Source organism: Chryseobacterium sp. HMWF035, from assembly GCF_003094695.1.
GTDB lineage: Bacteria > Bacteroidota > Bacteroidia > Flavobacteriales > Weeksellaceae > Chryseobacterium > Chryseobacterium gambrini.
Genome location: NZ_QEHP01000106.1, coordinates 13,412 through 33,436 on the forward strand (window position 1 = coordinate 13,412; position 20,025 = coordinate 33,436).

General features: G+C 37.0%; 18 protein-coding genes. 2 read left to right on the forward strand and 16 right to left on the reverse strand.

Annotated elements, in window-relative coordinates:
- Nucleotides 1-13: 13 nt before the first annotated feature.
- The 11 genes from DD829_RS15585 to DD829_RS15630 form a co-directional block, all read right to left on the reverse strand.
- Nucleotides 14-3,088, reverse strand: coding sequence for a baseplate J/gp47 family protein (locus tag DD829_RS15585; RefSeq protein WP_116547914.1), 3,075 nt, complete (start codon nt 3,086-3,088; stop codon nt 14-16).
- An 89-nt stretch (nt 3,089-3,177) separates the two neighbouring features.
- Nucleotides 3,178-3,588, reverse strand: coding sequence for a GPW/gp25 family protein (locus DD829_RS15590; RefSeq protein WP_108409596.1), 411 nt, complete (start codon nt 3,586-3,588; stop codon nt 3,178-3,180).
- A gap of 113 nt (nt 3,589-3,701) precedes the next feature.
- A complete protein-coding gene (locus DD829_RS15595; protein WP_076394823.1) occupies nt 3,702-3,992 on the reverse strand; it encodes a PAAR domain-containing protein in 291 nt (96 codons plus the stop codon).
- A 2-nt stretch (nt 3,993-3,994) separates the two neighbouring features.
- Nucleotides 3,995-5,740 carry a type VI secretion system tip protein VgrG gene (gene vgrG, locus DD829_RS15600; RefSeq protein WP_108409597.1) on the reverse strand — a complete coding sequence of 582 codons (1,746 nt, stop codon included), beginning with the start codon at nt 5,738-5,740 and terminating at the stop codon, nt 3,995-3,997.
- 1 nt (nt 5,741) lies between these two features.
- The gene (locus tag DD829_RS15605; protein WP_108409598.1) at nt 5,742-6,461 is read right to left on the reverse strand and encodes a CIS tube protein; all 720 of its coding nucleotides are present in this window, start codon (nt 6,459-6,461) and stop codon (nt 5,742-5,744) included.
- Nucleotides 6,461-6,622, reverse strand: a complete 162-nt coding sequence (locus DD829_RS23715; protein WP_165796595.1) for a DUF5908 family protein — start codon at nt 6,620-6,622, stop codon at nt 6,461-6,463. The genes DD829_RS15605 and DD829_RS23715 overlap by 1 nt, the downstream gene beginning before the upstream one ends.
- 199 nt (nt 6,623-6,821) lie before the next feature.
- Nucleotides 6,822-7,289, reverse strand: a complete 468-nt coding sequence (locus DD829_RS15610) for a phage tail protein (RefSeq protein WP_087711256.1) — start codon at nt 7,287-7,289, stop codon at nt 6,822-6,824.
- A gap of 2 nt (nt 7,290-7,291) precedes the next feature.
- Nucleotides 7,292-7,723: a phage tail protein gene (locus tag DD829_RS15615; protein WP_076394813.1), complete on the reverse strand. Its 432-nt coding sequence runs from the start codon at nt 7,721-7,723 to the stop codon at nt 7,292-7,294.
- A 40-nt stretch (nt 7,724-7,763) separates the two neighbouring features.
- Nucleotides 7,764-9,413, reverse strand: a complete 1,650-nt coding sequence (locus DD829_RS15620; protein ID WP_116547915.1) for a phage tail sheath family protein — start codon at nt 9,411-9,413, stop codon at nt 7,764-7,766.
- A 79-nt stretch (nt 9,414-9,492) separates the two neighbouring features.
- Entirely contained in the window at nt 9,493-10,884 is a 1,392-nt protein-coding gene (locus tag DD829_RS15625) for a phage tail sheath family protein (RefSeq protein WP_108411657.1), read from the reverse strand.
- 35 nt (nt 10,885-10,919) lie between these two features.
- Nucleotides 10,920-11,465, reverse strand: a complete 546-nt coding sequence (locus DD829_RS15630; RefSeq protein WP_087711265.1) for a DUF4255 domain-containing protein — start codon at nt 11,463-11,465, stop codon at nt 10,920-10,922.
- Between the two features lie 511 nt (nt 11,466-11,976).
- On the opposite strand from DD829_RS15630, the gene DD829_RS15635 reads away from it, so the two are divergent.
- On the forward strand, nt 11,977-12,297 hold the full coding sequence (locus DD829_RS15635) for a hypothetical protein (RefSeq protein ID WP_087711267.1): 321 nt from the start codon (nt 11,977-11,979) through the stop codon (nt 12,295-12,297).
- A 46-nt stretch (nt 12,298-12,343) separates the two neighbouring features.
- Nucleotides 12,344-13,834, forward strand: coding sequence for a contractile injection system tape measure protein (locus DD829_RS15640; protein WP_108410264.1), 1,491 nt, complete (start codon nt 12,344-12,346; stop codon nt 13,832-13,834).
- An 89-nt stretch (nt 13,835-13,923) separates the two neighbouring features.
- Here DD829_RS15640 and mnmE read toward each other — a convergent pair whose 3' ends face one another.
- The 5 genes from mnmE to DD829_RS15665 form a co-directional block, all read right to left on the reverse strand.
- A complete protein-coding gene (gene mnmE, locus DD829_RS15645) occupies nt 13,924-15,309 on the reverse strand; it encodes a tRNA uridine-5-carboxymethylaminomethyl(34) synthesis GTPase MnmE (protein WP_108410265.1) in 1,386 nt (461 codons plus the stop codon).
- 143 nt (nt 15,310-15,452) lie between these two features.
- Nucleotides 15,453-16,031 carry an NAD(P)H-dependent oxidoreductase gene (locus DD829_RS15650; RefSeq protein WP_108410266.1) on the reverse strand — a complete coding sequence of 193 codons (579 nt, stop codon included), beginning with the start codon at nt 16,029-16,031 and terminating at the stop codon, nt 15,453-15,455.
- Nucleotides 16,028-17,053, reverse strand: a complete 1,026-nt coding sequence (locus tag DD829_RS15655) for a saccharopine dehydrogenase (protein ID WP_116547916.1) — start codon at nt 17,051-17,053, stop codon at nt 16,028-16,030. The genes DD829_RS15650 and DD829_RS15655 overlap by 4 nt, the downstream gene beginning before the upstream one ends.
- A gap of 53 nt (nt 17,054-17,106) precedes the next feature.
- On the reverse strand, nt 17,107-17,673 hold the full coding sequence (locus DD829_RS15660; protein ID WP_108408974.1) for a Crp/Fnr family transcriptional regulator: 567 nt from the start codon (nt 17,671-17,673) through the stop codon (nt 17,107-17,109).
- A gap of 266 nt (nt 17,674-17,939) precedes the next feature.
- Nucleotides 17,940-19,709, reverse strand: coding sequence for an aminopeptidase P family protein (locus tag DD829_RS15665; RefSeq protein WP_108408973.1), 1,770 nt, complete (start codon nt 19,707-19,709; stop codon nt 17,940-17,942).
- Between the last annotated feature and the right edge of the window lie 316 nt (nt 19,710-20,025).

A 20,025-nucleotide genomic window follows, 5' to 3' on the forward strand; every position in this document is an offset into this window, starting at 1 on the left:
TGCTTGTTTGTTATTAAAGGCATCCCTGTTCTGCAATAGTAACTTTGTGCTGTTTGGCAGATACGAGTATGGATTTCGGATCTACTTCGATTAAAGATTGTGTCTGTAAAACATTATTTACCAATATACTGGTCTCCTCAACGTAGTCTACATAATGCAGTTGTTCCAGATAGTTAATGAGCTGATTAACATTCAGTTTCACATTAAAATCAATATCTTTAGTGTCTGTAAAAGCCCAAGGCGATATGTACTTTTTGATGTCTTCGTCTAACTGTTTTGTGTAAAATGTTTCATCATACTGATCGAAGAATTTCACCTTTGTTTCTACCTTCGCTTCTTTATAATTCGGGTTGATTACCTGAGCGTTGATGTGCATGGTATTCAATTCATTTATATAATTCTGAATCCTGTTAAGCGTGGCTCTGCTTACTCTTGGCTGATAGATATCAAAAGCGTTTTTATTTTTAATATTCGGAACAACCATCAGCGTAACATATCCGGGAGCGAGGTAAGATTTTTCCGAAGTATGATTCAGGCATTTTACCTTGAAAACTTCCGGAAATTCCTGCAAAACGAGATGCTCGTAATCCCATTGTGTAACGGCTCTGTTTTTATGTCTCAGTCTTTCACTTACTCTTCTGTAGAATTCTGTATCTGTTTCTTTATATTTTCCGTCGAATGAGTTATACGGCTGGCTCACAGATTTTACCTGTGGAACTCTGGTAATAAGTCTGGAAATCGTATTGGCTTCCAAACCGTTGTTTAAGTGAGACAGATCGTTGTTCTGATTCTGGAATGTTGCCAGAACTGCCTGTGTATAAATTCCCTGAACTTTACAAACCGCATCGTAACTTCTTCCTGACCTTGCTCTTACCCAGATTAACTGATCTGTAAATCTTGTGTGATTCAAATTAATATCTTTTGGAATTTTGAATTTTACAATTCCGGATTCCAGGAATTTTTTAGAATCATTCTGCAGCATAGAGTTTGAAAGATCAATCCATGTATTTCCGGAAAGGATGCTCCATTCGATATACTCTTTTTCTTCAAAAGTTTCGGCTAAAGGATTTTCGCTTCCTTCCAGCATCTGGATGAGAAGGGAAACCGTCATTTGCGGAACTGCTTCCAGACCGATGTATAATTCGCCTCCTTTCTGATGTACCGGAACAATAGTTTTCGTATCGATTTCCTTTTCATACTGCCCGAAAGCATCTTCATGATACATCTGTACTTCTTCACTTTTCAGAAGTTCTCCTTCAGAATCTTTTCTTAAAGAATGGTATGCAGTTTCTGTTGCACTGTAGCTAAGCTCAATATCTTCCGCAAAAGGAATATAAGGTTCATTCGGAACTACTTTTGCTTTTTGAGGATCTGATAAAACAAGCGTATATAATTTAGGATACAAGTCCTGTAATAAAGATTTCTTCAGTTTTACCCTGATCGCTTCGCCTGTACCTGCTTCATCACTGGTGCTTTTTACAGAAAATTGTGTTTGGTAAACATTTCCATTCTTTTTAAATAAAGCAATATCACTTTCCTGATTGTGCCAGATTTCTTTGTCTAACACCGCTGTATCGATCTTAAAATAATCGTCTCCTGTTACAACTGACGAATTTTTCAAATTATTAAAATCCTGCTGACTGATATTTGTATCCGGTTCCATGATATACCCGCTGTATAAATCCTTTATGGAAGCCGGCGTGTTTTTCCAATTGATGGTAATGTCTGCAGTGTTCCATTTTTTAGAGAACATTTCAGGACATTTTATATAAAAATTGGAACCTTTAATCGGCTGCGCAGTAAATGGATAATAGGATTTTTCGGAATTCAGTTCTCCATTGTCATTTTCAATCTGAAGAGATTTTATTCCTTTTACATCTACAGAAACTTCAATATTGTTGACCAATGCTTCTGAAAAAGCTTCATAGACTTCATAATATTTCTTCCCTTCAATCATGAATCTGAGAACAGGAAAGCTGGTCTGGAATGTTTCCTTCAGAACATCTTTATTGTATTTTACGATGGCAGGAAAATCTTTCGGTAATGTTAAAGAAAATGTTAAACGGTGTTTTTTATCACTTTTGGTTCCTATTTCTCCATTTTCAGTACACTGTAATGCAATGTCGGATAACCATTCTTTCTCCCCGCTGCAAAGTACTTTGATGTTGTTCTGAAAGTCTTCTTTTTCAAGGTCTTTTAATTTTTGAACAGAATTTGCGTTGAAATCTATTTTCAGGGTAATTGTTCTGTCTCCTTCTTTTAAATCGAATAAAGATGATGCTACAGAAAATCCCAGTTTCGCTTTTGGAAGTTCTTTATAGATCGATTTGTCCGAAGCTGTTTCTTCAGCATTGTATCCGAACGGCCACCAATAGTTTCCGCCTTCCGGCAGTTTTTCGCCCAAACCATCAGCAGAATTGGTAACCGGAGCCATTTTAAGCTCTTGTTTTCCGCCGTCGTTAAGAAGACTTTTAATTTCAACTATTTTTGCCTGATTGGCAATAAGTTCATTATTGGTTTTGTAGACCCGTTTTTTTCCTTCCGCATCTTTATCTCCGTCCAGAAGTGTTCCTTCCGGAATTCTTTCCTGAATTGCTTTTTTAGCCAATTCAAAAATTACATAGACTTTGTCTTCTTTAGCATCATTCTTCTGAATCTGAAGGATCTCGTTATAGTAGAAATCCAGATGTCTTTTCGTTAAATTGTTGAAAGCTTTTTTGGAAAAATCCAGCAATTTCAGAAAGCAGACAAAGAGGGTAAGATGCGGCGTCAGATTGCTGTCCTGTTCAAACTGGGAAATAAGATCTGTAACCTGTTTTTTCATACTCTTGTACTCTACGCTTTCTCTGCGCGGAATAGCATTGGTATCATCACCAAAGAAAAAGTTTCCCCACTTCTTATCTGGTATTGCTGTATCAGCATCTTTTTCAAAAAAATTTACATGACTGGCAAAATTGTTTGCAAATAGCAGCCAATCGAACAGATCGAAATCGTGCAATTCGAGATTGCCGGGATCCAGATCCGCTAAAAAGCGCTGCATTTGTGATTTTCCTTCACGATAATGTGAAAATGTATCTGTTTTTTTCATTTGTTTATATTTATATTCTATGGTCAGATGCAATACTTAATGTAATGTTTCGGTGGTATTCAAAATGGTTACAGACATCCCGTAATTATTTATATTTCAGTAGCTTCACCTTTATAGAAAGGGAAAACCATATTGCTTCTGGTATTCGTATTCCTTACTTCGTAATCAATTTTTATCAGCACTTCGCCTTCCAGTTCTTCCTGAGTATCGATGTCGATATTTAAAATGTTTATTCTCGGCTCGTGGTATAAAATGGCACGCTCGATGATTCCTTTCATTTGGGTAATCAGCGTTAAGTCCAAAGGTTTGAAAAGCATTTCCTGCAGGTCGCATCCGTAATCGGGGAACATGACGCGTTCTCCCGGTCTTGTGGAAAGTAAAATGATCAGACTGTTGTTGATGTCTTCAACATCTGTAGTCATTACCAGCTTTCCTCCAGTCTCATTAAACTCAGGCGGGAAACTCCAGCCTATTCCTAAAAAATCTGTATTTATTTTCATACGTTCTTGTATTATATTTAATTGTAACATCTTGCATCTGTAACATAGAGTTTTAGTTTTCTAACCGTTTTGTTATTGATGTTTTTGCATTTTTTAATCTTGCAGAATGTGTATCATCCGCCTATTAAAACAGTCGCTTCACCCGCGCTTATTACGCCTCCGTGAGCGGTAGAATCTCCCATTCTTGCGGCTGGTTTTCCGCCGATCATTACGCTTGAAGATCCTGCTGCAATGGTATCGGGCGGACCTGTGCATATTGCTTTGTCTCCTACTCTTGCTGCGGGTTTACCTCCGATAAGTACAGTAGGTTCACCTGCCGGAATGATGGGCCCGCCAACATGTGGGGTAGTTCCCGTTACCATCGGACAGGTATGCATATCTGTTATTCTTGCTGCCGGTTTCATGATTAATTGATTTTAACTTGAGATCCTTTTACAACGGTTACTGCGCCTGATTTAAGCTCAGAACCGGAACTTCCTTCTGCTTTGAACTGTGCGGATGCTTTGATACCGATATTGGTTCCTTCCATCTTAATATCACCTTTTGCTTTGATCTTGATGTCTTTCCCACTCTCCATACTGATCCCGTCTTTATTGAGGGTAAGAGTATTCTTATGCTCGTCTTCTATTTTAATGACATCTGCATCTTCGTCTACAGTTATTTTTTTGCCTTTTGGTGTTTCAAGGGTGTAAGAAATTTTATCGTCATTAAAAATCATCTTCATTTTGCTGCGGGTAACAAATCCTTTTTCGTTGTTGTCATCGGAAGCTACAATAGGAGCCGGTTTTGCGCTGCTGTTAAGCATTCCCAGAACAACTGCATCATTGGGATCGTCATTAATAAAACCAATGATTACCTCATCTCCGATTTCCGGTCTGAAGAATGATCCTCTGTTTTCTCCTGCATCAAGTGTGGCTACACGCGCCCAGATTCCCTCCTCTTCGTTATTGATGATCGGGATCTGCACCAGAATTCTGTCTTCTCCATCGGGATCGGATTCCAGTTGGGATACTTTCCCGATGTGCAGTCCACTGATGGAAGGAATAATCCCTGAACCCGGCATTTCGCTTACATCGTACGTTTCTGAGAACCATGTCGGAGAAAGTCCGAATTGTGCATCAACCAGCCAGTTTCCTTCCGCAATTTCGTGACGGACGCCTGTTACGTAAATTTTTCCGTTGAAACGGTTTCCTACGCCTTGCAGCATTAATGAAACTCCCGGTTTTACAGCCGGAATTCCCTGAAATTTCACCCTTCCTCTGGTTTTTGCCAATTGTTGAAAAGTTGCTTTCGCATCACTCCAGTCCTGAAGTTCACTCTGGGTAAGATTTCCACCATGTTTAAGCTGCAGATCGTCTATTCCAAATACTTTCGCCAGATCATCCGGTGAAAGGTTTCCGTTAAGTTTTACTGCTGGATCCTGAGCTTCCACTTCTGTAAGTTCCTGATCGGTATAGCTCCATGTTTTGGCTGAAATTTTTTTGAACTGATCTCTTGCGTCTATTTCTCCGTCAAATTCATGCACAGAAGATCCGTAAACCACTGTTTCCACTTCTTTTTTACTGAAATCGGGTTTTGCTATTTTAACGGTTCCGTCTTCTACAAAACAAAGTTTTCCGTTTGCCTGTGCTCTGGTGAGCATAAAATCCCAGTCGGAAGCTCTGTACTGAATCAATTCTTTGTGTGAATTTGAGGTAGCCTGAACATCGGCAGTTAAACCGTTGTTACTGATCAGTTCTCCGATAATATCGCTGTCTTTACTGTCGTAGAAATATTTACTTTTTCTGCCTAAAGTCATCTTTACTGCTTTATCTCTGCATTCTATGATGAGGTAGGAAGAGCCATTTCTTACTTTTATATTGTGCTTTACAACAACTCCTTTAAAAATCGTCTGCTCATCAAGGTGATACCCTGCTGTAATTTCAATTTCTTTTCCGGGAATCAGAAGATCTTCATTGCTTAGTTTAAAATCCTGTTCCGGTACGCTTCCATCCAAAATAACAATGCGGGCATAAGGAATTCTGTTTACTTCTTTTTCTACAACAATACTTTTTACCCCATATTTTCCGGGCAACTCGGTACCTCCGGACATTACTTTAAAAGTGATCAGATCCGGATTTTTTGATGTTTTTATGTATCCGCTGTTGTTCATGTTATGCTATTTTTTCTATGGGTGGAAAGTAGAGTTCAGTTCCCGGTTTCAACTGTCTGAAATTGATGAGATTATTAACCTTAGCAACTTCCAGATAATATTTGGAGTCTCCGTAAATTCTTTCAGTCATTAAGGGTAAAGTGTCTCCTGCCTGTACAGTTCTTTTATGGGTAAGATCCGGGGAAGCTGGTTTCGATAGTGCCTTTTCTAATCTCTGACTTACCGAACCTCCAAATTTTGCTTTTATTATCGCTCTTAAAGGATATCCTTCCGGAGTAAATAGTTTGTATTCTATTGTAAAGTCTAGCAGAACGCCTAGAAATTCCAAGGTTCCCCAGTTTATTTTCACATGATGAGGTTTATGTATCGTCCCATCATACTCTCCTGTAGCATTATAGAAAAGGTCTAATTGATCTGCAACTGTTTCTTTTGTAAAATCTTTTCCTTTAATTTTATTAATCAGCGTATTCCCCGAATTACTTTTTGCCACACCTGTTCCATCAAGTAAAAATTCCAGGTTTAAAAAAGGCGAAGGAGAAGATTCAAATTTAAAATCAGTTTTATTTTTACCGATCGCCTCCTCTTTATTATAATTTGTTTTGTAATCTATTGAATAGCCACTAGGATTTATAAGAAGTTCGAAAGGCTTACTTTTTTTACCTTCTAAAAATTCAGAATTTTCATATGGTGTAATGACCACTTTTTCTTTTTTACCTATCATTATCTTTCTTTTTTACGTTTATCAATATTTACTAACTGCTCTACACTTTCACTCACTGCCCGCATGATTTTTGATACGTCTACCGGCGCTTCAGTTGTCGTTGCGGCTGCTTTCTCGTCCACATTTATTTTAATGTGAAGCTCTTTTATTTCTATTGGCATTTCGTTTATTTTTAATTAATTATTAATACGTAAAAAACTTAAAACCAATTATTTAACGTATTTATTTAAAAAAATCTAAGCACATAAAGCGTGTGTTCAGTCCTGTTATAGACCAATCCTTTATTTTTTTATCTTAAAATTTTTGCTGAATGTTATCCGAAAACTAACACACGGTAAGTGCTTAGATTTGATTTAGAAATTACAAGCCTAAACTTGCTAACGATGAGGGTATTTTGAAATATCTGTATTTCAGCTCTATTGTTTCAATGGCAAGTCTGCTTTCTTCTGCGTTGAATTCTGAAACGTTCCATTTTACCGGATAGGCTCCAACTACATTCCAGACCATTAACGGTGCTGTAGACTGAAGTCCTCCTGAAAGTGTAATGACAAGATCTCTGGGTTCAAACTCGAAGTTTTCCATTGCATTTCTGCACCAGCTTATTAATCCTGAACTTACGATCAGTCCACGCTTAAGAACTAAATTTTCATATTTCGGTCTCAGAGGAAGCTGATGAAGAAATCTGTTTTCGCCTCCTTCGGCATATTCTTCGACCTGAATTTCTGTAGATAAACCAGATATAGACTGAAATCTGGAGTCAATACCCTCTGTTGTCGAAATCCCGTTAACAATAAAAGAGAAACTGGTTGGAGGATATAAAAGAGCCATGATTAGTTATGTTCAATAGTTAAACCTTCGTGCGCAATTTCCAGTGTTTCAATTGCCACTTCATTACCTTCAGCTTTCAGATCGGTTGACTGTAATTTCAGAGGGAAGGCATTTTTCACTTTCCATGTTACGGCAGGTGCACCGTTTTCGTCTAAAAGAGAAATCGTGATGGATCTTCTTTCTACCGTGTTCATCTGAACCGTCTGCAGCCATTCAAAATAATCGTTATCGCCTTTGAAAGTGCCTCTTTTTAAAGTGATGTTTCCGAATTTTGCCATTCCCGGCATTTTGATCTTGCTGAAATCCGGGCTTGCTCCCTGTCTGTATTCAATGATATCGCGTTCGATGCTTAATCCCGAAACTTCCTGAAAACCGATGTTCGTTCCGCCCCAGTCTACTTCAAAGGAAAACTTTACTAATGGATATGTATTCATAATTGTCTTGATTTAATTTTGTTATTTGTTTGTTTAATTTTTAAGCTTCCTGCAGTTTGTGTGAGAAACGAAGAACAATAAATTCTGCCGGACGAACTGCCGCCATACCGATCTCCACGATCATTCTGCCTTCAAGGATATCCTGTGCAGACATGGTTTTGTTTAAGCCAACGCTTACATAATAAGCTTCTTCCGGCTTGCTTCCTGCCAATGCTCCGTCCTGCCACTGCTGGTTCAGGAAGTTTTCGATCATGGTCTGTACGCGAACCCATGTATTGGCTGTATTCGGTTCAAATACGAATCGTTCCGTTGCTTTTTTCACGGATTCTTCCACCATGTTGAAGAATCTGCGTACTGAAATGTATCTCCATTCGTTGCTGTTGCCGTCAAGCGTTCTTGCGCCCCAAACCAATGTGCCTTTTCCTGTAAAAGATCTGATAACGTTGATGGATTTTCCTGAAGCTGGATCTACGTTAAGTTCATCCTGACGTTTATTGGAAATTTTAATAACGGGAGAATCAACATAATTAAGTCCTGTATTAGCAGGAGCTTTGAATACTCCGGATGTACTGTCTACTTTAGCGTAAACACCTGCCATTGTTGAAGATGGAGCTAAGACTACTTTTTTGGATTCAATTGCCGCTTTAGCCTGATTGTACAGTTCAGAATTTTTTAATTTTAATTCTGCTAAAGTTGTTGCGCCGGAAGCACCCATCACAGAAACCTTATCTTCTTTAAAAGCGTACGTTAAAATTGTTTTAAGGTTCGGATAATAAGCTGCTCCGTATTTTAGTCCTGTAGAAGTTACTTTATTTCTGAAAGTGGCATCATCTCCTAAAACATCCATAATAACAAACCTGTCTTTCATAGATTCTGCCTGATCTAAGGCACTGTCATACAGAGAATAAACAGTTTTAATAGTTTGTTCATCATTCGCATTTGTAACAGACGTTACATTGGCATCAGCAGCAAGGCTAATATCAGATGCTGTTTCCGCATCAGAATTAGCATCAATTAATGCCTGAGCAGCAGCCGCAGCTGCTAATTGAGCTTTTACAACAGCCGCAGCAAGATCCACATCATTAGGTGCAGCGGCAGCAGCTTGTTGAGCCTGAGTAAGCGCTGTGTCAGCTGCAGTTTTTGCCGCTGTAGCTGCATTAATAGCAAGTAAAGCAGCATCAGCAGCTTCTTCGGCAGCATCAGCAAAGGCTTGAGCAGTTATTACTTCATCATCCGTTGCTACCAAACCTTGAAGATCAGGAAAAACAATAAGTGTAGGCTCGTCTTCTTTTTTCAGTAAATTAAGAGCCGCTTCTAATTTAGCAGGACTTACTTTATTTTCTTTTATTACGCCGTTTTCTTTGTATTCAAATTTGTCTACCGAAACAATATAGCATGGTCCGCCTCCATTTGCAAAATACATTTGCATCGCGTAATACATTTTGAAATCGCTTACCTTTGGCTGAACTGTTGTTGCAGCACCATCTTTGAAAACTACAGCAAAAGTTTCGGCATATGCTTTTCCAAAAAGCTCTTCAAATTCCAGCATGGACGAGATTCTGGTGGGTTTGTTTTGTGTCCCTCCTTCTGTATATCCGATAAAAGCGGGAATAGCTGTTTCAACTTGCGCTACGGAAGGCGGAAATTTTGCCTCTTCCTCCACATAGACTCCAGGGGTTTTGTAATTCATTTGTTAAAAATTTTAAGTTAATATTAATTATCACTCGAAGCAGAACTTCAATATTGAGTTGTGATTGATTTTGGTTTTGTTATAGTTTGTGAGAAAAATTTAATACAATAAACTCTGCAGGACGTACTAAGGCTACTTCAATTTTTACATCCATGATGTTTGTTCCTCCGGATTTCACTTCAACTTTGTAAGCTTCTTTGGGAGAATTTCCAGCCAATGCCCCATAGATCCACTGCTGATTAAGAAAATTCTCAATCATTGCTTTTGCTCTTAACCATGTGTGAATGACATGAGGCTGATTGATAAATTTTTCGTTAAGCGCTATGCTTATTGACTGTTTAAGCATGTTATAATAACGGCGTACGTGGATGTATTTCCACTCGTTATCTTTTTCATCTTCCTTTTTGTCTTTTCCATCCAGCGTTCTGGCTCCCCAAACTAAGGTTCCTTTTCCTGTAAAGTTTCTGATAGCGTTGATTGATTTTCCTTCATCATCAATGTTTAAACCGGATTGTTCTTCGTCGGAAATTTTTTCTGTCGGAGCTATTACGTAATTTAGGCTTACATTTGCAGGAGCTTTCCAGACTCCTCTCGTATTGTCTATTCTTCCATACACTCCTGCTATTGCAGATGATGGAGGCAAAACTACTTTCAGAGATTTCAGTAATTCTTTTATCTGATTGTATAATGAAGAATTTGCTGTTTTCAGGGACTCTAATGTTACACCATTGGCAATTCCAACGGGCTGATTCTGCGTATCGATGTGAGAAACAGGAGTTATTTTTTCATCAAAATGATAGTTTAAAACCGTTTTCAGATGAGGAAAATAAGCTGCCGCATAACTTGAGGAATTTACTGTATTTCTGAAACTCTCTACTGCAGTAAGATTTCCGATTTTTGTAGTGGAATTTCCGTAGTAGGTATCTAATAGGGCAAACATATTTTTGGATTCTCCTGCAGATTCGGCTTTAGCAATTGTGGTATTATATAATTCATGAAATTCATTTGGAGAATTTAATGATACGGCATCCGGGAAAATAAGAAGAAGTGGCTCTTTTATATTATTGATTAAATTTAACCCTGATTCCAAAAGACTTTTTTCTACCTGTGCTGCATTGTAATCTCCCACAGAAACGATGTAGCAAGCACCGCCTCCATTAGCAAAATACATTTGTAACGAATAATACATTAAAAATTTTGCCTTTGGTTCTAAAACTGTTATTCCTGAATCTGTATCTTTTAATGTAATACTTTCCATTTTTGCGCTCCCGAATTTTTTCTCAAAATCCAGAAGAGAGCTGATCTTTGATGGCTTATAATCAGGTGCGCTAGTATCATTGTCTTCGGAAGGCTTTCGTTCGGTATATCCTATGAATACAGGTACAGCAGTTTCTACCAATGCAATGGAGTTGGGAAGTTTTGGCAGTTCTTCAATAGAAACACCGGGTGTCGTCGGATTTGGTATGTTCATAAATTTTAAATTAAAGGGTTATTTGTTTTCTGATATTATTTAACCGTAATATCCTTGATATCAACATCATTAATAAGCTGAACATCAGAAGCATTTTTAGCTCCAATCTTAACCACACTTACTTTATACATTACGGAAGGAATGATCTTTCCGCCCAATAAACCCCAGATGTAACTTAGCTGCTCAAAGGGAACGGCGTACATTTCTGTTCTGAAAGTAAAATTGCTTTCTCCGATACCGGTTGCAACGTATTCCAATACATTTTTTGCACGAAGAACCTCAATAACTTTTGAAATGTTTATTAAAGCACTGTCATAATCCGTCATATTGGCTGTAACCATTACGAAAAGATTTACATATGCCGAAGGACTTTCCATTTTTGTAACATTGGATGTATTTTTTACATATCTTGAGATGTTTTTCATGGTGGATTCCTCCTGAACATTCAGTAAGGTAATCACCACTTTATTATCAAGTCCCGCAGCTCCGTCTTCATGCTTTGCGATGTCGTTAACAACAACATCTGCTAAACCGGCAGAATGCAACTCATTTTTTAAAACTGTTAATACTTCTTTTATCATAATTTTTGTTCTTTAGTATTATGGTGCAAACATACAATCCGCCCGACTTAAAAAACGAATATTTTGAGGGCTCCATCCTGTCTTTGCAGTAAATGCTTTTTTTGAATTTTCTTTTAACCTAAAAAATAAACCAACATAAAGCAATGACAATCAAATAATTAACACACACTACATTTAACAAAAATTTATCCTGATCTAAGGCTTGTGAAATAAACACTGTTAACTGAAGATGATTTTAAGGAATAAAAAATGATTATTTTAAGTATAATGTTGTGAGATTTCTCTTTTGATTTTTTTATCCGCTCAATATTTTTCAAGTATCAATATCTGAAAAGATATAATTCCGAAATCTGATCAGATTTCATCCTTTTCTGAATTAAAAAATTTATCGTTTTTATTATCAGAACAAAAGTTTATGATCTACTGCAAAGACAGAACAGCGAGGTCTTATTATTCGTCAGACGGTTTTTCTTCCTCTAATTTTGACCCCATAATTTAAACTTTAATCACAATGAATATTAAAACTCTTTTTGGCAAGCGCAATGAAATCATTGGCGGCCATTTTAATGAATTAAGATCAAAACTGGGTATGGCAAATCAGGACGAAGAAGTTGTTTTTTCTGTAAGAGAAGAAATCTGTAACGCCTGTCCTTTGAAAAACGGAAACAACTGCAATACCCAAAAATGGATTCATCCTCAGACTCTGGAAGTTTCAGATGCTCCGAAAGACGGCTTTATAAGAGGTTGCGGATGCAGACTGAGTGCAAAACAGAGATCCAAATACAGCCTTTGTCCTGCAGGTTTCTGGGGTGGAGAATTTGACAAGAAATAGGCATTTTACGGTAATTCCACCATTGTATAACCCAAATTTATTTAATGTGAAGCAAGATCATATCATTCAGAAAGTTTTTATTGAAATTACAGTAAATAACAAAGAAAAAGGACTGAGTATAAAAGATGATATCAACAGTTTTCTGTCGATGGATGTTTTTCCGAAAATAGAAAAATACCTCAGTACTTTTGAACACAGATTAGCAGACCGCACTTTACAGATCCCTAAAATGGAATTGAATCTGGATGTAAAAAGCAGCGTATTAAATTCTGATCTGAAAGATAGAATTGCAAAAGTTTTCGAAGAAGAATTATCTGAAATTACAAATCCTGTATTAAATTCGGATGAGGTTAAGACCAATAATTCTGAAGCGTATCTGGTGACCAACCAGGAAAAGATCCTTCAAAGCTTTATCTATTTTTTGGAAAGAGGAAGTGTGCCATGGTGGAATTCTGATAAAAAAAGTTTTTTTCTCCTTGAGCCAAAGCTATTTAACACCATTATTCAGGCTGATCATTTTCAAAGCAGCTTTATTCCTGTTTTTTCTAAACGTTATGTGCAGGAAAGAATCATTCATCAGCTTTCTGACGGACAAATTGCCCAATTATGCAATGTCATTTTAAAAGATAAAGCATTAAAAATCAATTTACAATCAGAGATTATACAGTTGATCTCAAAGCTGGATCAGACTAACAGAATTATAATATGGAGACTGATTTTAAATATTTTGTCGAGGCATCTGAAATCTCCGAACATTCATATTGAGGATTATTTTTTAGAAGAAATACTGAAATCTGAGGCGTTATCAAAAGATTTATTTTTTGTGAAAAATCATTTTCATAACATAAAAGCAGTATTAAAGATATTTCCGGTAATCAAAGAAGCTGAATTGATTGAAAAAATTGAAGATACATTCATCAAAAACGATCAAAATACAAAAAAGACAACAAAAAAAAATCAGCAAAATTTTACGGAAATCAATGATGTGGTAATACAGAATGACAAGAATTCTGAACAAAAAGCTGAAGAAATTATTTCTGATGAAGGACAATATGTTCAAAATGCCGGGCTGATTCTGATTCATCCGTTTATGAAAACTTTTTTTGAGCATTGTGATCTTCTGGACAAGAAAACTAATCAGCTTTCAGATCCGGAATTGGGTGCGCATCTGCTTCATTATATTGCTACCGGAAAAATAAATGCTCCTGAATATGACATGATATTTGAGAAATTTTTGTGCAATATTCCTCTTCATCAATCGATCAACCGACATATTAAGCTTACGCGTAAACACAAAACTCAAGTTAAAAATCTGATAGAAAGTGTTCAGCATAACTGGAGCGCTATGAAAACATCATCTGCAGAATTACTTCAGAATGAATTTTTTCAACGTCCCGGAAAACTGGTTGTCATCGACCACGACTGCACTCTTACCGTAGAACGAAAGACGCAGGATATCTTACTGGAAAGACTTTCATGGGGAATCGGTCTTGTGAAGCTTCCGTGGAAGGATAAGTTTATGTTTGTGAACTGGTAAAGAGTTTTTAAAATCAAAGTCTGTCAGAACATACAGACTTTGATTTTCCTATTTTTAGAATAAATATAACTTAGGATAAATTTTTGTATTTATTTCCCGATACAAAACTTCGAAAAAATATTCCCCAAAACCTCATCATTTGTGACCTCGCCCGAAATTTCACCGAGATGTTCCAAAGCGTTTCTCAGTTCGTAGGCTAAAAGCTCGGTGGAAATTTGGAAAGTAATTGCTTCTTTTACTTTTTGTACGGCTTCCAAAGATTTCTGTAAAGCTTCAAAATGACGCTGATTGGTAATCACAATATTGTTTTCAGAAGCTTTCAACTGCTCTACATAAGAAGACAATTCATTTTTAAGATCCTGAATATTCTGATTTTCAACCGCTGAAATTTTAATAAAGTCAAATTCCTGAGATATTACATTTCTGAAAACATCTTCTGCTTTTTCATATGTTGCAGGAGAAACCTCATCAATTTTTGTAGCACAGATAATGAGTTTCAGATCATCTCTTTGCAGAGATTTTATCATTTCAATATCTTCGGAAAAATCTTCTGTTGCAGCATCCGCTAAGTAAACCAGAATATTCGCATTTTCTACTTTTTCTTTGGCTTTTTTTACACCAATTGCTTCAATTTCATCCATAGTTTCACGCAATCCTGCTGTATCGATCAGGCGGAAAGCATGACCTTTTATATGAAGAACCTCCTCTATCGTATCCCTCGTTGTTCCCGCGATATTGCTTACAATCGCTCTTTCTTCCTTTAACAAAGCATTTAGCAAAGTCGATTTTCCGGCATTCGGTTTGCCGATGATGGCAACCGCAGTTCCGTTTTTGATGGCATTTCCGTATTGGAAACTTTCAATCAGGGAATTTGATTTTACTTCAATTTTATTTAGTAGTCCAACCAAAGCCGATCGGTCTGCAAATTCTACATCTTCTTCTGCAAAATCAAGCTCTAATTCAATTAATGAAACAAAATTCAGCAAATCGGTTCTCAGGAAAGAAATTTCGTTGGTAATTCCTCCTTTCAACTGATTAATTGCCACTTTCCTCGAAGCTTCATTTTCAGACGCAATAACATCGGCAATCGCTTCAGCCTGAGAAAGATCAATTCTTCCATTAATAAATGCACGAAGCGTAAATTCTCCAGCTTTTGCCATTCTTGCGCCATTTTTAATCAGAGTTTCAAGAATACGTTTCCCTATGTGCGGCGACCCGTGAAAAGCAACTTCCACAGAATTTTCCGTCGTAAAACTTTTCGGAGCCAGAAAAATCGAAAGCATTACCTCATCAATTGCCTCTTCTCCATCCACAAAATATCCGTAATGAATGGTGTGAGACTTCTGTTTTGCCAAATTTTTCGCCGGAAAAGATTTTTGCACAACAGCTAAAGCTTCATCACCCGAAACTCTTATAATTCCTAAAGCACCTACTCCATTGGCAGTTGCCAACGCACAAATGGTATCGTTATTCATGCTGCAAATTTACGGTTTTTAACCGCAAACAAAAATATCCTTTATCTATTGTCATGATTTTCGGGTGCTTTTTTCCAAGTTAAAATACAAAGTAATATTTTCAAAAAGTACCTCATTAAGTTCTAAAACGATATTCAAAATCGTCACTTCTGTTTTTTTGCTAACAGCCTTATTTGTTCAAGCCATATCTTGCGCTGTTTTATATCCGAAGTTTTAATAATTCCGATATAAGTAACTTTTACAGGCTTTACTCCACAAAATTCCAATACAGATTTTCTAAGCTGATTCACGCTCGGTCTGCCAAAGAAAAAACGATAATATAAACCCGGCTGATCTAATGTTGTGATGATGTGAGCCGTTTTTCCTTTCAGCAGTTTGTCCCACCAAACAGAATTTTCTCTGTATTTGAAGGCAAAACCAGGCAGAAAAAGTCTGTCGATAAAACCCTTCGTTATCGCCGGTAAACCTGCCCACCAAACCGGATGAATCCAGACCAGATGATCCGCCCATTGTATTTTTTCCCAGGCTTTCACCAAATCAGGTTCCAGCTCCATTCTTTTCTGATACCCAAACTGTAGATTCGGATTGAAATTTAAATCTGCAATAACGATTTCCTTAACTTCCGCTCCAGACCACAAAGCTCCGTCCTGATAAGCTTTTGCTATCCCAAAATTGAAAGAATCTTTGTTAGGATGACCATTAATAATCAATATCTTTTTCATTCTGTTATTTTTATATGAATGGTTTCATAGGCATTGAGAGATTGGAATAATGAAGAATTCTGATATAAATGATGACTAAAATAGATTTTGTTTTCATAAGAATTTTTCAACAAGTGTTCTACATGCAAAACAGCGGATAGCGCAGTTAATTCAGCCTGTCCTTTCGTACTTTGAAGACTTATTTTCTTAGATCCTTCATGAGTTTTAATAACAATTTCGAAAACCGACTGATCGCCGTTTCCGCTGGAGCCGAAAATCATTTTTCTTTCCTTTAAAGATAAAATATTATACAGTCTTATTTTTTGAAATGCTCCCAATAACCAGGTGATAAATTTTGAATTATAAGTTATCTTAACACTTACGTTCGGTATTTTTTCAATCTGATTTAAAATATATAAATCAGGAACATCAAAATTATAAGTCTGTCTTGTTCCGATTCCGAAAGAAAACCTGAATGGTTCGGCATCCAGAAAATGTTTGATAGAAACCGGTTTATTATTTTGATATTTAAAGAAAGGCTTAGCAACATTTTCAGCCATAAAATGAGCTGAACTTTCTCCCGCAAGATCCTTCACAGAATAGTAAACGAAAAGCTTTGCTTCATCAATGCTATTAATACTATCAGAAAATTCGTTGATTAATCCACTTACAATTCCACCCATCCAGCCGGAGCTGAAGACAATTCTGCTGTTTATTGTGTGTTTTTTAGCAAAATCATAGGCTTTCACAAGATCCGGAGTCGGTTTTGTAATGTCCAGATAATCTATCTTGTTTTCAATGGCAAAACGGAGAACATGATCTTCCTTATCATTCACAGAAAGTATGATCACGTCTATTTTTTTATCAATAATTACTTGAAATGTCTGAGGTTTTGTAACATCAATTATTAAATCATTGTCTGTTTTTCCCTGTTTCCTGCCTCCGATGAAAATAGCAGCCTGCGGATTTCTTGATGCAAAAATTCTTCCGATGGTTTTTCCGACCGTTCCGTTTCCGCCGATAATTAAAATGTTTGACTTCATATATTTTTTTTACAAAACTATAAAGGCAGCACTTCAAGGTGTAGGACAAATGTCTAAAAAGTAATTTCTTTTCTGATTCTGCTTAAATGTCTTTGTGTAATTCCCAAATAAGAAGCCAGATACTGCAACGGAATATTCTGAATATACTCCGGCTGATCGTTTAGTAAAACAGAATATCTCTGTGTCGCGTTATCCCTCTGTAACTGAAAAAAACGTTTTTCCAATTCGAGATACTCCTGTTCGGCGATTGTCTTTAAAAATTTCATCCAATTCGGATGAATCTGAACTAATTCTTCTACTTTATCTTTCTTTAAAATCAACAAATCGGCATCTGAAATCGCCTGCATTGTCTCTACACTTGGTGTACCGGAAATAAATGATGAGTAAGAAGCCATAAGATCATTCGGAAATCTAAAGCAGTAGGTTATATCTTTTCCTTCGTCGGAAATATAATAAGAACGGAAAATGCCGGTTTCTATAAATGCAATCTCTCTGCATTTTTCACCTTCTCTTATAAAAATTTCGTTTTTGTTGAGTTTCCGGACTTCAAAAAGACTTAAAAATTCTTCAATTTCCTGTTCTGAAAATATATTAAAACTGCGAAAGAAATCCTTTACCATTAGAGACTGAATATGATTTTCCGGCAAAAGTAAGCAAAAGATACAGGCTTAAATAAAAAAATCATCTCAAGAACTGAGATGATTACCTGCTTTGAATTTACTATATGAAGATATGAATGATGTCTTTTTGCTGATACAAAGATAGGTTGGGCTTCATTTTATTTTTTCAGGATAAACCCTAAAACCAGATCCGTAAAAATACGGTAATGCAAAAAAAATCGTCCTGCAAATACTTACAGGACGATTTTTTATCTTTCTATTTTATTTTAAAGCGGGCTTACCAATTCCAGGAACCAGTCTTTTACTTCTCCTTCTAAATATGGCGCAATTTTATCTTCACACGTTTTGTGATAAGCATTCAGCCAGTTGATTTCTTCCTCAGAAAGAATTTCTTTTACAATGGTATCTTTAAAGAACGGGCAGAATGTTAAAGTCTCGAATTCGTAGAAAGTACCGTGAATGGTGGTTGCAGATTCTTTTACGGCGATCAGATTTTCATGACGGATTCCGTATTCTCCTTCAAGATAATACCCCGGTTCGTTTGAGCAGACCATTCCGACCAACAGTTCCTGCGGATTCATATCTTTTCTGATGTTTTGCGGACCTTCGTGAACGTTCATGAAACTTCCTACACCATGTCCGGTTCCATGGTTGTAATCTTTCCCTTCCATCCAAAGCGGAAGTCTTGCGATCGCATCCAGCTGAACACCTCTTGTTCCTTTCGGGAATTTCACCATCGATAAACGGATTAATCCCTGTAAAACCAATGTTGAATTTCTTTTGAATTCTTCAGAAACTGCTCCTAAAGCCAAAGTTCTTGTAATGTCGGTTGTTCCTTCCAAATACTGACCTCCGGAATCTACCAGAATACTTGCATCATTCGTAACGTCTTTGCTTCCTTCGCTTTTTGCAGAATAATGCATGATGGCTCCGTTGTCTTTATAACCAACGATGCTTCCAAAGCTTTCGCCTACGAAATTTTCGCCTTCTGCACGGAAACCTCTCAGTTTTTCACCGATAGAATATTCGTTCATGGCTTCTTTTCCCGCGTTGTGAGTCAGCCAGTAAAGGAATTTCACCATTGCAACGCCATCTCTTACCATTACTTTTCTGAATCCTTCAAGTTCCGTTTCGTTTTTCTGGGCTTTCATCAGATTTCCTGGAACCGGAGCTTTGATGAATTCATTTTCAGATTTCAACGCTTCAAAGATCGATTGGTTGCTGTTTGGTGAAACGAGAACTTTTTCGTTTTTAAATTCTTTCAGGCAATTATAGAATTCTTCGTAAGGCATCATTTTTACCCATGCTTCGTCCAATTGTCTTCTGGCTTTCACTTCAAGCTTATCGAGATCTGTAAACAATTTTGCATCATTTTTAGTGATAACGACGTAGCCTAAAAACACGGGATTGCTTTCTACATCGCTTCCTCTTAAATTCAGCGTCCATGCTACATCATCCAAGCTTGAAATGATATGTACCGTTGCCTCAATGTCTTCCATTTTCTGGCGTATTGCCGCGATTTTGTCTACTACGGATTTTCCTGCTCTTTCTACAGGATGCACATATATTGGATTTTTCGAAGGTGTTCCTCTGTCTTTCCAGATTTCTTTCAGTAAAGGAAGGTCTTCAAGGGTAATATTTTTTGCGTTTAATTTCTGCGTTAAAAGCTCCCAGTTGGCGTGAGAAGTTGCCAGAGCATTTACCGCTACTTTTCCGTTCGCAGGAATTTCGGAAATGATCCAGTCGATATAATGAGGCGTTCCCTCCATTCCGTCTTTGAAAAGATCGATTCCTGAACCAGCCAGCTCGATTGGAGCCTGTGTAAAATATCTTCCGTCTGTCCAAAGTCCTGCCTTGTCTTTGGTAACTACCACAAAACCTGCAGAACCCAGAAATCCTGATAGCCATGCTCTCTCCTGCCATTCTTCCGGCAGATATTCGCTCATGTGAGGATCTGCAGAATATACTATAAATGCATCAACATTATTTTTCTGCATTTCTTCACGAAGCGCAGCTACTTTTTCCTTTGAAGTCATTTTATCTTAATTTTTTAAAGAGGGGAAGTTACGAATTTTTTGAGTTTTGAAGATGAAATTATTGTTGTTTTAAACCGTTTCTGCATGATTGAACGTTTTTCTGTTCCGTGTTATTCTTGATTTCCTGAAATGGCAAATATTTGTGGAACGGTAAAAATCCTAGCCCGGATTGCAGCATTTGTCTGAGCTCGTTTATAGTTTTTGGATTTGCGGCGGCTCCGCTAGTCATGGTCGGAAGATTTTTTTTATTATTTTGAATAATGTTTTTTTTAATTTAACTATTTGATTTCCAATTAATTGTATTTCTGTTTTGGTT

Excerpts from the sequence above, each read along its gene's own strand:
- DD829_RS15630 (WP_087711265.1), bottom strand. The coding sequence starts at position 11,465 with ATGATAAAAGAAGTATTAACAGTTTTAAAAAATGAGTTGCATTCTGCC.
- DD829_RS15660 (WP_108408974.1), bottom strand. The coding sequence starts at position 17,673 with ATGGTAAAGGATTTCTTTCGCAGTTTTAATATATTTTCAGAACAGGAA.
- DD829_RS15595 (WP_076394823.1), bottom strand. The coding sequence starts at position 3,992 with ATGAAACCGGCAGCAAGAATAACAGATATGCATACCTGTCCGATGGTA.
- DD829_RS15665 (WP_108408973.1), bottom strand. The coding sequence starts at position 19,709 with ATGACTTCAAAGGAAAAAGTAGCTGCGCTTCGTGAAGAAATGCAGAAA.
- DD829_RS15585 (WP_116547914.1), bottom strand. The coding sequence starts at position 3,088 with ATGAAAAAAACAGATACATTTTCACATTATCGTGAAGGAAAATCACAA.
- mnmE (WP_108410265.1), bottom strand. The coding sequence starts at position 15,309 with ATGAATAACGATACCATTTGTGCGTTGGCAACTGCCAATGGAGTAGGT.
- DD829_RS15635 (WP_087711267.1), top strand. The coding sequence starts at position 11,977 with ATGAATATTAAAACTCTTTTTGGCAAGCGCAATGAAATCATTGGCGGC.
- vgrG (WP_108409597.1), bottom strand. The coding sequence starts at position 5,740 with ATGAACAACAGCGGATACATAAAAACATCAAAAAATCCGGATCTGATC.
- DD829_RS15625 (WP_108411657.1), bottom strand. The coding sequence starts at position 10,884 with ATGAACATACCAAATCCGACGACACCCGGTGTTTCTATTGAAGAACTG.
- DD829_RS23715 (WP_165796595.1), bottom strand. The coding sequence starts at position 6,622 with ATGCCAATAGAAATAAAAGAGCTTCACATTAAAATAAATGTGGACGAG.
- DD829_RS15620 (WP_116547915.1), bottom strand. The coding sequence starts at position 9,413 with ATGAATTACAAAACCCCTGGAGTCTATGTGGAGGAAGAGGCAAAATTT.
- DD829_RS15610 (WP_087711256.1), bottom strand. The coding sequence starts at position 7,289 with ATGGCTCTTTTATATCCTCCAACCAGTTTCTCTTTTATTGTTAACGGG.
- DD829_RS15590 (WP_108409596.1), bottom strand. The coding sequence starts at position 3,588 with ATGAAAATAAATACAGATTTTTTAGGAATAGGCTGGAGTTTCCCGCCT.
- DD829_RS15650 (WP_108410266.1), bottom strand. The coding sequence starts at position 16,031 with ATGAAAAAGATATTGATTATTAATGGTCATCCTAACAAAGATTCTTTC.
- DD829_RS15605 (WP_108409598.1), bottom strand. The coding sequence starts at position 6,461 with ATGATAGGTAAAAAAGAAAAAGTGGTCATTACACCATATGAAAATTCT.
- DD829_RS15655 (WP_116547916.1), bottom strand. The coding sequence starts at position 17,053 with ATGAAGTCAAACATTTTAATTATCGGCGGAAACGGAACGGTCGGAAAA.
- DD829_RS15615 (WP_076394813.1), bottom strand. The coding sequence starts at position 7,723 with ATGAATACATATCCATTAGTAAAGTTTTCCTTTGAAGTAGACTGGGGC.